This window comes from Schumannella sp. GW821-FHT10F01 (genome assembly GCF_058809295.1).
In genome coordinates, this window is record NZ_JBXASM010000024.1 from 1 (window position 1) to 13627 (window position 13627).

General features: G+C 73.8%; 14 protein-coding genes and 1 tRNA gene. 5 read left to right on the plus strand and 10 right to left on the minus strand.

The features are described from left to right. From AC1RSJ_RS16425 to argG, 5 genes are all read left to right on the plus strand, one after another. Window positions 1–746 (plus strand): hypothetical protein (locus AC1RSJ_RS16425; protein WP_493119542.1); only part of this gene is annotated, 746 nt, incomplete at its 5' end. Between the two features lie 17 nt (window positions 747–763). Continuing rightward, complete coding sequence (locus AC1RSJ_RS16430; RefSeq protein WP_493119544.1) at window positions 764–1153, plus strand: hypothetical protein; 390 nt, start codon at window positions 764–766, stop codon at window positions 1151–1153. Window positions 1154–1246: 93 nt separating this feature from the next. After that, window positions 1247–2620 (plus strand): LLM class flavin-dependent oxidoreductase, encoded by a 1374-nt coding sequence (locus AC1RSJ_RS16435; protein ID WP_493119546.1) that lies wholly within the window; start codon window positions 1247–1249, stop codon window positions 2618–2620. Window positions 2621–2627: 7 nt separating this feature from the next. Beyond that, complete coding sequence (locus AC1RSJ_RS16440) at window positions 2628–3002, plus strand: hypothetical protein (protein ID WP_493119548.1); 375 nt, start codon at window positions 2628–2630, stop codon at window positions 3000–3002. A 71-nt stretch (window positions 3003–3073) separates the two neighbouring features. Next, window positions 3074–4501, plus strand: coding sequence for an argininosuccinate synthase (argG, locus tag AC1RSJ_RS16445; protein ID WP_493119550.1), 1428 nt, complete (start codon window positions 3074–3076; stop codon window positions 4499–4501). Between the two features lie 49 nt (window positions 4502–4550). On the opposite strand, the gene AC1RSJ_RS16450 is transcribed toward argG, so the two are convergent. The 10 genes from AC1RSJ_RS16450 to AC1RSJ_RS16495 all read right to left on the minus strand — a co-directional run. Then, window positions 4551–4626: transfer RNA gene (locus tag AC1RSJ_RS16450), tRNA-Thr, on the minus strand. A gap of 34 nt (window positions 4627–4660) precedes the next feature. Continuing rightward, window positions 4661–5317 carry a TetR/AcrR family transcriptional regulator gene (locus AC1RSJ_RS16455; protein ID WP_493119552.1) on the minus strand — a complete coding sequence of 219 codons (657 nt, stop codon included), beginning with the start codon at window positions 5315–5317 and terminating at the stop codon, window positions 4661–4663. Window positions 5318–5404: 87 nt separating this feature from the next. Continuing rightward, window positions 5405–6940 (minus strand): alpha/beta hydrolase, encoded by a 1536-nt coding sequence (locus AC1RSJ_RS16460; protein WP_493119554.1) that lies wholly within the window; start codon window positions 6938–6940, stop codon window positions 5405–5407. Window positions 6941–6982: 42 nt separating this feature from the next. Next, window positions 6983–8119 (minus strand): DNA polymerase III subunit delta', encoded by a 1137-nt coding sequence (locus AC1RSJ_RS16465; RefSeq protein ID WP_493119556.1) that lies wholly within the window; start codon window positions 8117–8119, stop codon window positions 6983–6985. A 9-nt stretch (window positions 8120–8128) separates the two neighbouring features. Beyond that, window positions 8129–8782 carry a dTMP kinase gene (tmk, locus tag AC1RSJ_RS16470; protein WP_493119557.1) on the minus strand — a complete coding sequence of 218 codons (654 nt, stop codon included), beginning with the start codon at window positions 8780–8782 and terminating at the stop codon, window positions 8129–8131. Continuing rightward, a complete protein-coding gene (topA, locus tag AC1RSJ_RS16475; RefSeq protein ID WP_493119558.1) occupies window positions 8779–11490 on the minus strand; it encodes a type I DNA topoisomerase in 2712 nt (903 codons plus the stop codon). Before topA ends, tmk begins: the two co-directional genes overlap by 4 nt. Before the next feature lie 129 nt (window positions 11491–11619). Continuing rightward, on the minus strand, window positions 11620–12054 hold the full coding sequence (locus tag AC1RSJ_RS16480; protein ID WP_493119560.1) for an Rv3654c family TadE-like protein: 435 nt from the start codon (window positions 12052–12054) through the stop codon (window positions 11620–11622). Window positions 12055–12080: 26 nt separating this feature from the next. After that, the gene (locus AC1RSJ_RS16485) at window positions 12081–12425 is read right to left on the minus strand and encodes a TadE family type IV pilus minor pilin (protein ID WP_493119561.1); all 345 of its coding nucleotides are present in this window, start codon (window positions 12423–12425) and stop codon (window positions 12081–12083) included. Between the two features lie 2 nt (window positions 12426–12427). Further along, window positions 12428–12595: a DUF4244 domain-containing protein gene (locus AC1RSJ_RS16490; RefSeq protein ID WP_493119563.1), complete on the minus strand. Its 168-nt coding sequence runs from the start codon at window positions 12593–12595 to the stop codon at window positions 12428–12430. Between the two features lie 248 nt (window positions 12596–12843). Next, the coding region (locus tag AC1RSJ_RS16495) for a type II secretion system F family protein (protein WP_493119562.1) at window positions 12844–13627 on the minus strand (784 nt) is incomplete at its 5' end.

Sequence of the window (13627 nt, forward strand, 5' to 3'; positions counted from 1 at the left end):
CGCTCCGGGTGCGCGACCCCCGCATCGGCGCCGCGTTCGCCGGAGCAGCCCTCGGCCTCGCCATCGTCGCGGGCGCCGGTGCCGCGATCGCCGCGGCGCTCGCGCAGCCGGAGCGGGCCATCGCCGCGCCGGTCGGCCTCGGCGCCGTGGTCGTGGTGCTCGGCCTCGCCCTCGCGATCGCCGGCGTCGTCCGTCGCCGGGCCCGCCTGCTGGCGGTGCTGGCCGTGGTCGCGCTGGTCGGCACGGCGGCGTCGCTGCCGCTGGCGGTGAACCGCACCGTCCTGCCGCCGTCCGGCGGCTACGGCATCGACACCACGCACGACGGCGACTACCTCCGCGCCGGCGGGAGCTCCGAGCTCTATGTGGTCGCGAGCGGCACCCGTCAGCCGGGAGCCGTCGTCCGACTCGAGCAGCGGTCGGGGAGCGTGCGCGTGGTCGTGTCGCCGCAGATGAGCGTGCGCCTCATCGCCGTCGCGCCGGACTCGCAGCTGTCGACCGAGCGCGTCCGCGGCGACGACTCGCGCGTCGCCACCGCGCCGATCGATCCGACGGGACGCGACGGCGGGCTCTACCGCTACGACGTGCACCTCGGCGCCGATCACGCGCCGGACGCCGTCATCCGGGTCCAGCTCGCCGACGGGACGCTCCGCGTCACCACCGACGCGCGGCTCGACGACGGACTCGTCGACGGATCCGGCTCGTCGACGGCGACCGCCACCCCGTCCCCGACCCCGACCACCCCGTGACCGCCAGGAGCGACCAGATGAACGACAGCACCCCGACCGCCCGGACCCCCGGGAACGCCGACCTCGCCGACTCGGCATCCATCGACGGAGAGCACACCACCGGCGCGGCATCGGCCGACGAGATCGCCGCCGCGCCGGCCGCGTCCGTCGACGTCGCGGCGGCGCCCCGTCCGCGCATCCGCGTCGCCGCCATCGTCTGGGGCGTCGTGCTCGCGGTACTGGGCTCGACGGCCGTCTGGCTGGTCTGGACCCCGGCGAGCGCCGACACCGCCGCCGAGTGGCTCGTCCGCGCGACCCCGGGATCGTGGCTGATCCTCGCGCTCGTCGGCGTGCTCGTGATCGGCGCCGTCATCCTGGTGGGCTCCCTGCTCGGCGCGGTCCGCCGGGCGCAGGAGCGCCCGCGCTGAGCCGCCGAGCGGCCGAGCCGCCGAGCGGCGCTCAGCATGACCCGGTGTTGCACGGCCCTCGACCCGGGCGGCGTCTGCGGCGAGCATGAAGGCATGGTGAGCCGGATCCGCTTCAACGCCTTCGACATGAACTGCGTCGCCCATCAGTCCTCCGGGCTGTGGCGGCACCCAGATGACCGCTCCTCGACGTACAACACGCTCGAGTACTGGACCGAGCTCGCGAAGCTGCTCGAGGGCGGCACGTTCGACGGCATCTTCATCGCCGACGTGCTCGGCACCTACGACGTGTACGGCGGCAGCAACGAGGCCGCGATCCGCAACGGCGCGCAGGTGCCCGTCAACGATCCGCTCATGCTCGTCAGCGCGATGGCGCTCGTGACCGAGCACCTCGGCTTCGGCGTCACGGCGGGCACCGCCTACGAGCACCCGTATCCGTTCGCCCGCCGCATGACGACGCTCGACCACCTCACGAAGGGCCGCGTCGGCTGGAACGTCGTCACGGGCTACCTGCCGAGCGCCGCCCGCAACCTCGGCCACGACGACCAGCTGCAGCACGACGACCGCTACGACCACGCCGACGAGTACCTCGAGGTGCTCTACAAGCTGTGGGAGGGGTCGTGGGAGGACGACGCGGTCGTCCGCGACCGCGAGCGCGGCGTCTTCACCGACCCGGCGAAGGTGCACGAGATCGGGCACCGCGGGAGGCACTTCACCGTGCCCGGCATCCACATCTCCGAGCCGTCGCCGCAGCGCACGCCGGTGATCTACCAGGCCGGCGCCTCGTCGCGGGGCGTCGCGTTCGCCGCCGGCAACGCGGAGGCCGTCTTCGTCGCCGCGCCGTCGAAAGAGGTGCTCGCCAGCTCGGTGACGAAGATCCGGGACGCGCTCGAGGCCGCCGGACGCCCGCGCGACGCCGCGCGGATCTACACCCTGCTCACGGTCATCACGGATGCCACCGAGGAGCTCGCCCGGGCCAAGTACGAGGACTACCTGTCCTACGCCAGCGAGGAGGGCGCGCTCGTCTTCATGTCCGGCTGGATGGGCGTCGACCTCGCGCAGTACGGGCTCGACGACCCGGTGAGCTCGGTCGAGTCGAACGCGATCCAGTCGGTCGCGACCCAGTTCGCCGAGGACGAGGAGCACGGTCGCGCCTGGACGGTCGGCGACCTCGCCCGCAACCGCGCCATCGGCGGGCTGGGACCCACCATCGTCGGCTCGGGCGAGCAGGTGGCGGACTTCCTGCAGGAGTGGGTCGAGGAGACGGGCGTCGACGGCTTCAACCTCGCCTACGCCGTCACGCCGGGCACCTGGGAGGACGTCATCGAGCACGTCATCCCGGTGCTGCGTGCGCGCGGCGCGTATCCGGACGCCTACGACGAGGGCACGCTGCGGCAGAAGCTGCACGGGCGCGGCGACCGCCTGCCGGCCGAGCATCGCGCGGCGTCGTTCCGCGGCGTCGGACGCTGAGCCGGCGATGAGCGAGGGGCGAGGCGACCGACCCGCGGCCGGGGCGACCCAGCTCGACGCGCCCGCGGCGCGACTCGTCGCCGCCGTCCGCTCGGCCGTGCCCGAGGCGGTCGAGTCGCGGAAGTGGAACGCGCCGAGCTTCGCGATCACGGACGACTTCGCGACGTTCAACGTCCGCCCCGGCGCGATCCGGGTCGTGCTCCACACCGGGGCGAGGGCGAAGCCGGACCATCCGGAGATCGTCGTCGCGGATCCGGGGCCCTGCGCGCGCTGGGCCGGCCGCAACCGGCTCGTGTTCTCGTTCGCGTCCGCCGCCGAGGTGGATGCGGCCCTGCCCGGGTTCTCGGCCGTCGTGCGGTCGTGGGCGGACCAGCTGGTCTGATCGGGACGGCGTCGGGCGTCGAGCCCGCCGGCGCGGACGGCGGAGGCCTCTGCGCCCCCTACGCTCGAAGCATGTCGAAGGTTCTCAGCAGCATCCCCGTCGGCGAGCGCGTCGGCATCGCCTTCTCCGGAGGGCTCGACACCTCGTGCGCCGTCGCCTGGATGCGCGAGAAGGGCGCGATCCCCTTCACCTACACGGCCGACATCGGCCAGTACGACGAGCCGGACATCGCCGCCGTGCCCGGCCGGGCCGCCGAGTACGGCGCCGAGCAGGGCCGCCTCGTCGACGCCCGCGCGGCGCTCGTCGAGGAGGGCCTGGCCGCGCTGCAGTGCGGCGCGTTCCACATCCGCTCCGGCGGCAAGACCTACTTCAACACGACGCCGCTCGGCCGCGTCGTGACCGGAACGCTCCTCGTGCGGGCGATGAAGGAGGACGGCGTCGACATCTGGGGCGACGGGTCCACCTACAAGGGCAACGACATCGAGCGGTTCTACCGCTACGGCCTCATGGCCAACCCGCGCCTGCGCATCTACAAGCCGTGGCTCGACTCGGCGTTCGTCACCGAGCTCGGCGGGCGCAAGGAGATGAGCGAGTGGCTCGTCGCGCGCGGCTTCCCCTACCGCGACGCCACGGAGAAGGCGTACTCGACCGACGCGAACATCTGGGGCGCCACCCACGAGGCGAAGAACCTCGAGGAGCTCTCCAGCGGCCTCGACATCGTCGAGCCGATCATGGGCGTCGCCTCCTGGCGCGAGGACGTGGAGGTCGCCACCGAGGAGGTGTCAGTCCGCTTCGAGGCCGGCCGCCCGGTCGCGATCAACGGTGCCGGCTTCGACGACCCGGTCGCGCTCGTGCTCGAGGCCAACGCGATCGGCGGTCGTCACGGCCTCGGCGTCTCCGACCAGATCGAGAACCGCATCATCGAGGCGAAGAGCCGCGGCATCTACGAGGCGCCGGGCATGGCGCTGCTGCACATCGCCTACGAGCGACTGCTCAACGCGATCCACAACGAGGACACCGTCGCGAACTACCATGCGGAGGGGCGGCGCCTCGGCCGCCTGATGTACGAGGGCCGCTGGCTCGACCCGCAGTCGCTCATGCTGCGCGAGTCGCTGCAGCGCTGGGTCGGCTCGGCGGTCACCGGCGAGGTCACCCTGCGCCTCCGCCGCGGCGACGACTACACGATCCTCGACACCACCGGCCCGGCGCTGAGCTACCAGCCGGAGAAGCTCTCGATGGAGCGCGTCGGCGACGCCGCGTTCGGCCCGGACGACCGGATCGGCCAGCTCACGATGCGCAACCTCGACATCGCGGACTCCCGGTCGCGCCTCGAGCAGTACGCGGCCTCCGGCCTCATAGGCGGCGCCACCGCCGAGCTCGTGGGCGAGCTGGAGCGCGGCGAGTCGGAGCAGATCCTCGGGGGCGGCGAGCACGAGAGCGGCATCGACGCGATCGACGCGGCCAACGAGGGCTCCGCGTTCGACCTCGGTACGGACTGAGCCGGGCGCGAGCCGGGCTCCGGGAGACCGGGAGCCCGGTCGGCGGTGATGGAGCCGCCTGTGGGAATCGAACCCACGACCTTCTCATTACGAGTGAGACGCTCTACCGACTGAGCTAAGGCGGCGCACCGGGCGAGCCCGGGCACGGCCGACAGCCTATCAGCGCTGCGGCGCCTCCCGGATCACGTCCACCAGCAGCCGGGCGGACGAGCGGATGCTGTCGCCGAGCGTCGCGGAGCCTCCGCCCTGCGCCCAGCCGAGCCAGGCGTGGCGGAGGACGCCCGAGGAGGCGAGCACGACGACGGACGCCCGGCTGCGCAGCGCCGCGGCAGCAGCCTGGCCGGTGCTGGCGGGCTCGCTCGCATCGGCGGCCTCGGCCTCCAGCCGGCGGACCACGACCTCGACGAGCTCGTCCTCGAAGTGGCGCATCCCGGCCATCCGCGCGACCGCGAGCTGCGGGTGCTTCTTGACCAGGCCCATCCGCAGCCGGGTGATCTCGCTGTCGGCATCCGACTCGTCGGCGGCGACCGCCAGCAGCTCGGCCAGGTCGTCGAGGAGCGGTCCGCGGGCGGCCGCGAACGCCTCGACCGGGCCGTCGCCGGGGAGGTGCGGCGCGGCGCCCGCCAGCACCTCGTCCTTCGACGCGAAGTAGTTGAAGAAGGTGCGGGGCGCGACGTCGGCGGCGCGACTGATCTCGTCGATCGTCGCGCCCTCGATGCCGCGCTCCTCCGCGATCCGCACGGCGGCGAGCACGATGGCCCGCCGGGTCTGGGCGCGCTTGCGCGCGCGGAGGCCCTGCACCTGGGTGTCGGTCACGGCGTCATCATCCCATCGGCGCCGGGACGCCGCCCGGGAGGGAGCCGTGACGACGTCCGCGCGCGGCCGTGCGCCGCCTTCCGCGCGTCAGCAGTCCGGGTCGGACTTCGGCACGGTGCCGTCGAGCAGGAAGGCGTCGACAGCATCGTCGACGCACGAGTTCGACTTGTTGTAGGCCGTGTGGCCCTCGCCGTGGTAGGTCACGAGGTGCCCGTTCTCGAGCTCCTTCGAGAGCGACTGCGCCCAGGCGTAGGGGGTGGCCGGGTCGTTCGTGGTGCCGACCACGAGGATCGGCGCCGAGCCCGCGGCCGAGATGGGCCCGCGGGTGCGCGTGGGCGCGTCCGGCCAGGTGGCGCAGGTCGTGCCGCCCCATGACATCTGCTTGCCGAACACCGGCGCGGCCGTCGCGAGCTCGGCCGCCTGCTGACGCATCACAGCCGGATCGTCGTCGGCCGTGTAGTCGAGGCAGTTGATGGCGAGGAACGCCTCGGTCGAGTTGTCGGCGTAGCCGCCGTCGGACCGCCGGCCGTTGTAGTCGTCGGCGAGCCGGAACGCGGTGGCCGGGTTGCCGCGGAAGACCTCGATGAACAGCTGGTTCAGCGACGGCCAGCTGGACTGGCTGTAGAGCGGGTAGATGATCGCGGTGAACATCGTCGAGCTGCCCAGCATCCGCCCGTCGCTGTTGCGCAGGGGCGTGCGGTCGAGCGAGTCGAGCAGCGCGCGCACCTCGGTCTGCGCGGCCTTCACCGATCCCGAGAACGGGCAGTCCTGGCTGCCGAGGCAGTTCTTCAGGTAGGCCCGGAAGGCGCTCTCGAAGCCCTTCGCCTGCGCGAGCGAGACGTCGAAGTCGCTCGTGGCCGGGTCGAGCGCGCCGTCGAGCACGAGGCGCCCGGTCTTGCCGGGGAAGAGGCCGGCGTAGGTGGCGCCGAGGAACGTGCCGTACGAGTAGCCGAGGTAGTTCAGCTTCCGGTCGCCCAGGGCGGCGCGGAGCATGTCGAGATCGCGGGCCGCGCTGTCGGTGTCGACGTGGCCGAGCAGCGGGCCGGTCAGCCGGGCGCACGAGGCGCCGAAGGCGGCGTTCGACTGCTCGACCTCGGAGATCCAGGCGTCGGAGCCCGCGGTGCCCGCCGGAATGCCGTAGAGGAAGTCGGTGAGCTGGTCGGGGTCGTCGACGCACTTCACCGGCGAGGAGTGCTGCACACCGCGCGGATCGAACCCGACGATGTCGTAGCCCTGCTGCAGCCGCTCGTCGACGGCGAAGTCGACGCTGTCGCGCACGAACTCGTAGCCGGAGGCGCCGGGGCCGCCCGGGTTCACCAGCAGCGAGCCCCTGCGGTCGCCGCCGGTCGCGGGCTGGCGGATGAGCGCCAGCTCGATCGAGTCGCCGCCCGGATCCGACCAGTCCAGCGGCGCCTTCGCGGTCGTGCACTGCATGCCGTTGTCGCAGCCGGACCACTTCAGCACCTGCCGGTAGTAGGGGCGCAGCTCGGCGGCGACCTTCTCGTTCGTCGGCGTGCTCGTCGAGGGTGCCGTCGGCGGCAGGAACGCGGACACGCATCCGGTGAGCAGCAGGGTGGCGGCGAGCGCGACCGCCAGGGCGGCGCGGCGGGTTCGGCGGGTCACGGGGCCTCTTCGAGGTCGGGGCGGGCGGAGGTCATCGGCGGGTCAGACCGGACGGCGGCGGACGGCCGTGATGAGGGCGGCCTCGAGCGCCAGCGCGGGCGCGACGTTGCCGGCGAGCCGCTCACGCGCCTCCGCGAGCGCGTCGAGGGTGCCGAGCGTCTCGGCCGGCGAGGCCTGCGCGGCGGACTGGCGGAGCCGGTCGCCGACGGCCTCGTTGACGAGGTCGACCCCGGCGCCGAGCTGCACGAGCAGGATGTCGCGGTACAGGGAGAGCAGGTCGATGAGGATGCGGTCCAGCCCGTCGCGGAGGCTGCGGGTCGCGCGGCGCTTCTGCTCCTCCTCGAGCGTCTTCAGCTGGCTGCGGAGCGCGGGCGGCACGGCGCCGCCGGCCTCGACCCCGAGCGAGCGCAGCACGTCCTCGCGCTCCTCGGCGTCCCGCTCGGCGGTGAGGGCCTTCGCGTCGTCGCCGGCGATCTCGACGAGCTCGGCCGCGGCGAGCACCGCCGCGGACACCGTGCGCAGGCCGAGCGCGAGGTCGAGCGTGCGCGATCGCCGCTGCCGCGCCTCCGGGCTCGTGGCGAGCCGGTGCGCCATGCCGATGTGGGACTGCGCCTCGCGCGCTGCCCGGGCGGCGAGCTCCGGCTCGACGCCGTCGCGGCGGGAGAGCAGGGCGGCGACGTCGTCGACGCCGGGCGTCGTGAGGCGCACGCTGCGCACGCGCGAGCGGATGGTCGGCAGCAGGTCGGCCTCGCTCGGGGCGCAGAGGATCCACACCGTGCGGGGCGGCGGCTCCTCGAGCGACTTCAGCAGCACGTTCGACGTGCGCTCCGTCATCCGGTCGGCGTCCTCGATGACGACCACGCGGTACGGGGCGACCGAGGGCGAGTACTGGCTGCGCTGCACGAGCTCGCGCACCTGCTGGATGGTGATGACGACCGCCTCGGTGCTGAGCACGGACAGGTCGGGATGCGTGCGCGCGTCCACCTGGTGCCGCGTCGCCTCCGCGTCGCGGCCGCCGCTCGCGAGCAGCGCGGTCGCGAAGGCGTAGGCGAGGGTGGACCGGCCGGAGCCGGGCGGGCCGGTGATGAGCCAGGAGTGGGTCATCCCCTCGCCGGTCTCGGCGGCGGCGCGCACGGTGGCGATCGCCGCCTCCTGCCCCGTGAGGTCGTCCCAGATCACAGCGTCAGCCTAGGCTCCGAGGTCCGACATCCGTCCGCGCAGCTCCTGCTGGAGCTCGTCGACGGGACGCGCGGCGTCGAGCACGAGGAACCGCTCGGGCTCCGCCGCCGCGAGCGCGAGGTAGCCGGCGCGCACCCGCTCGTGGAACTCCGCCTGCTCCGCCTCGAGCCGGTCGTAGCGGTCGCGGGCGGCGTCGAGCCGGCGGCGGCCGTCGGCCGGGTCGAGGTCGAGCAGCACGGTGAGGTCCGGCAGCAGGCCCTCGGCGGCCCAGAGGGAGAGGTCGCGCACCTGGCCGGCGTCGAGCACGCGGCCCGCGCCCTGGTAGGCGACGGAGGAGTCGAGGTAGCGGTCCTGCAGCACGACGGCGCCGCGCGCCAGGGCCGGGCGGACGACGGTCTCGATGTTGTGGGCGCGGTCGGCGGCGTAGAGCAGCGCCTCGGCCCGCGGGGCCATGTAGCCGCGCCGGTGCAGGATGATCTCCCGCAGCTCGACGCCGAGCTCGGTGCCGCCGGGCTCGCGCGCGGTCACGACCTCGCGGCCGCGCTCGGCGAGCCAGTCCGCGAGCAGCCGCGACTGCGTCGACTTGCCGGACCCGTCGCCGCCCTCGAGGGTGACGAACAGGCCGGCGGCGCGCCCGGCCGCGTGCGTCGGCTCGTCGGTCACTTCTTCTTGGCCGGGGTGCGGCGCGTCGTGGTCGCCTTGCGGGCCGGCTTCTTGGCCGGGCCCTTGGCGCGCTTGTCGGCGAGCAGCTGCACGGCGCGCTCGAAGTCGACGCCCTCGACATCCTCACCGCGCGGGATGGTCGCGTTGGTGGTGCCGTCGGTGACGTACGGGCCGAAGCGGCCGTCCTTGATCTTGATCGGCTTGCCGCTCTCGGGGTCGGCCTCGAACTCCTTCAGCGCGCTCGACGCGCTGCGGCCGCCGTACTTGGGCTGCGCGAACGCCTCCAGGGCGCCGGGCAGGTCGATCTCGAAGATGCGGTCCTCGCCGTCGAGCGACCGGGTGTCGGTGCCCTTCTTCAGGTACGGGCCGTAGCGGCCGTTCTGCGCGGTGATGTCCTCGCCGGACTCCGGGTCCTGGCCCACCACGCGCGGCAGCGCGAGCAGCTGCATCGCGGTCGTGAAGTCGATCGTCGCCGGGTCCATGGATTTGAAGAGCGAGGCGGTGCGCAGCTTCGGCGCGGCCTCCTTCTTCTTGCCGCGGGCGGGCTTCGCCGGCTCGGCGACCTCACCGGTCACGGGATCGGCGGCCACCTCCGGCTCGACCTCGGTGATGTAGGGACCGAACCGGCCGTCCTTCACCACGATGTCCTTGCCGGACCCCGGGTGCACGCCGAGCACGCGGTCGCCGATGACGGGCGCGTCGATGAGCTCGTGCGCCCGCTCGACCGTCAGCTCGTCGGGCGCCAGCTCCTGCGGGATGTTGACGCGGCGCGGCGTCGCGCCCTCCTCCGCCTCGGGGTCGACGACCTCGAGGTACGGGCCGTACTTGCCGATGCGGAGCGTGACGTCGTCGTCGATCCGGATCGAGTTGACCGAGCGCGCGTCGATCTCGCCGAGGTTGTCGATGACGGTGCGGAGGCCGCGGTGGCGGTCGCCGCCGAAGTAGAACTGGCGCAGCCAGTCGACGCGGTCCTCGTCGCCGCCGGCGATCTTGTCGAGGTCGTCCTCCATGCCGGCGGTGAAGTCGTACTGGACGAGGTCGGAGAAGTAGTCCTCGAGCAGGCGGACGACGCTGAATGCGATCCAGCTCGGCACGAGCGCGGTGCCGCGCGGCGTGACGTAGCCGCGGTCGACGATCGTGGAGATGATGCTCGCGAACGTCGACGGGCGTCCGATGCCGAGCTCCTCGAGCGCCTTGACCAGGCTGGCCTCCGTGTAGCGGGGCGGCGGGCTGGTCTCGTGGCCCTTCGCCTCGACCTCGGCGGCGGCCACCTGCTGGCCCTCGGCGAGCTCGGGGAGGCGGGCCTCCTGCGGCTCGGCGCTCTGCTCGCGATCCTCGTCGCGTCCCTCCTCGTAGGCAGCCAGGAAGCCGCGGAAGGTGATGACGGTGCCGGACGCGGTGAGCTCGGCCGTGCCGGCGTCCGCGGTCTTCGCGGTGATCGTGATCGTCGCCGTCGAGCCCTTGGCGTCGGCCATCTGCGAGGCGACGGTGCGCTTCCAGATCAGGTCGTAGAGCTTGCGCTCGTTCGCGTTGAGCTTGGCGGACACCTCGCTCGGCGTGCGGAACACCTCGCCGGACGGGCGGATCGCCTCGTGCGCCTCCTGCGCGTTCTTCGACTTGCCGCTGTACTGGCGCGGCTTCTCGGGGATCGAGTCGGCGCCGTAGAGCTTCGTGGCCTGCGACCGCGCGGCCGTGATGGCCTGCTGCGACAGGCTCGGCGAGTCCGTGCGCATGTAGGTGATGTAGCCGTTCTCGTACAGCGACTGCGCGACGCTCATGGTCTGCCGGGCGGAGAAGCGCAGCTTGCGGCCGGCCTCCTGCTGCAGCGTCGAGGTGGTGAACGGCGCGGCCGGGCGGCGCGAGTACGGCTTCGACTCGACGCTCGACACCCAGAGCCGGGTGGCGTCGGACTTCAGCGCCGTCGCGAGGGTGGTCGCGGCGGACTCGTCGAGCGCGAGCACGTCGCCCTTGAGGCGGCCCTCGTCGTCGAAGTCGCGACCGGAGGCGACGCGGCGCCCGTCGAGGCGGGCGAGCCGGGCGGCGAAGCGGGTCGCGTCCTCCGCCCCGCTCGTCGCGAGCTCGACGTCGAGGTCCCAGTAGACGGCGTGCACGAAGGCGAGACGCTCGCGCTCGCGGTCGACCACGAGCCGGGTCGCGGCGGACTGCACGCGACCGGCGGACAGCCCGGGCCCGATCTTGCGCCAGAGCACGGGCGAGACCTCGTAGCCGTACAGGCGGTCGAGGATGCGCCGCGTCTCCTGCGCGTCGACCAGCGCGGTGTCGAGCTCGCGGGTGTTCTGCTGCGCGGCCTGGATCGCGTCCTTGGTGATCTCGTGGAACACCATCCGCTTCACGGGCACCTTCGGCTTGAGCACCTCGAGCAGGTGCCACGCGATGGCCTCGCCCTCGCGGTCCTCATCCGTCGCGAGGTAGAGCTCGTCGGCGTCCTTGAGCGCCTTCTTGAGATCGGCGACCGTGCGCTTCTTCTCCTCGCTGACGACGTAGTACGGCGCGAAGCCGTTGTCGACGTCGATGGAGAACTTGCCGAGCGGCCCCTTCTTCAGCTCCGGCGGCAGGTTCTTCGGCTCGATCAGATCGCGGATGTGACCGACCGACGCCTGCACCTCGTAGCCGTCGCCGAGGTACTGGGCGATCGTCTTGGCCTTCGCCGGCGACTCGACGATGACCAGCTTCTTGGCGGTAGGCAACTGCACTCCTCGACGGACCGGGACGGATGGGAACCCCGCGGACGATGCGGGGAGGGGGTGCCGGGATCCGGCGCCTCATTCCGAGGGTCACCATACACACCGGCGACTCGGAACGGCTCCAGCCGGCGCTCAGCCCTCAGCGGACGCGCCGGCCGCGTCCGGCGGCGGACCCGCTCGGGCTCGAGCGGTGACGACGGCGCCGAGCACGGTGCCGGCGACGGCCACCTCGGCCGTCGCCCCGTCGACGGAGCAGGCCGTCAACCGCGCTCCCCCGGTCGTCGCGAGTCGCGACGCGAGCCCGCACGGCTCGCCGGGGACCGCACCGGATGCCGCGTCCGCTGCGGCGAGCGCCGCGGCATCCGCGGCCGACACGATGCGCTGCCGCGCGGTCAGCCCCGACCCGAGGGCGCCGGCGGTCAGCGCCGCCGTGACGGCGAGGCCGAGCAGGGCGACGGCGAGCACGGATCCGGAGCCGCGATCGTCGGCGAGCTCGCGCGGGCTCGCCGTCGTCGTCGTGGTCGTCGTTGTGGTCGTGGTCGTGGTCGCTGCCGTGGGGGTCGTCATCGCCGGCGTCGTCCTCATCGCGCTCGTCACCGCCCGCCGCCGAGCGCGCAGCCCTCGCCGGCGACGCGGAGCGCCGCGAGCGGACCCCGGCCGGCCGACGCCGTCACCGTCACGCACACGAGATCGCCGTCGTCGCGCCGCGCGAGCGTCGCCGTCGGCAGCCCGGCCGCGACCCGGGCGGCGGCCTGCGCGGGCGGATCGCCGCGCGCGAGGATCCGGGCCGCGTCGGCTGCGGCATCCTGCGCGCGGAGTCGCACGATGCCGAGCTGCACGCCGCCGAGCGCCATCGCGAGCACGACCAGCACGGCCGGGAGCGCGAGGGCGAGCTCGGCCGTGGCGCTGCCGTCGTCGTGCGACGCCGTCGGCCGCACGGTCAGCCGGCGATCGTCAGCGCGCGATGCACCAGATCGGTGAGGATCTGCTGCACCTCGCCGGACTTGAGGATCACCACGAGCAGTCCGGCGAAGCCGACGGCCGCCATGATCGTGATCGCGTACTCCGCGGTGGCCGCGCCGTCGTCCGCCTCGAGCCGGCGGAGCATCCGGGCCAGACGGCGGCCGGACGGATCCGGGCCGGGCGCCACGGGTCGGTGCGCCGGAGCGGAGCACGGCGGGAGGGGAGCGTCGGGACGGTCGGTGATGGTCATGTCGTACCTCTTATTAACAGCGGGCGCGGAGCGCGGTCGGGGCACGAGCTGGGACCAGCATGTCCGGCTGCAAGACGCGGCGCGGTGGCCGTCGGGGATCCGGGGAGGGCGCCCCGGATCACCGGTCTGTGGAGGAGCGGTGATCACAGCACGCCGAGCGTCGAGTCGAGCAGCGAGAGCAGGATCGGGGCGACCCCGAGGGCGAGGAACGCGGGCAGCACGCAGACGCCGAGCGGGATCAGGAGCCGCACCGCGAGCACGGCGGCGCGCCGCTGGGCCGCGGCGGCCTCCTCGCGGCGGGCCTCCTCGGCCTCGGCGCGGAGGAGCGCGGCCGCCGGCACCCCGGCCGCCCGGGCGAATGCGAGCACCTCGTCGGCGAGCGCCGCACCGCCCGCGGATCCGTCGGCCCGGCGCCGGGCGGTCCGCCCCGCCGAATCGCCGTTTCCGTGCGGACGCGCCCGCAGCGCTCGCGCGACGAGCTCGCGGGCGCCGTCCGCACCCAGCCCGCCGCCGAGCGCGACGGCGAGCAGTTCGAGCTCGAGTCCCGGGTCCGGTGGCGCGCGGCGCGCGGCCCGCACGAGCCGGGAGGTCCAGAGCGCGGCGAGCGACAGGCCGCCGAGCCCCGCGGCCAGGCACGCCCACCCCGGCGGGGTGGTCAGGAGGGTGCCGAGCGCATCGACGCCGATCACCGCCGCGAACAGCAGGCCCACGAGCGGGAGCAGCACGACGATCCGGGCGGTGGCGACCGGGCCGGCGAGCGACGTCTCGACCTCGCGTGCCGACTGCACGCGGGCGCGGAGCACGCCGGCGAGCCGCTCCAGCGTCGGGGCGAGCGGCGCGCCGGCGCCGCCGGCCACCTCGAGCGCGGCGGCCAGCGCCAGCCAGTCCGCCGCGCCGTCGGGATCCGCGTCGCGCACCGCGCGGCGC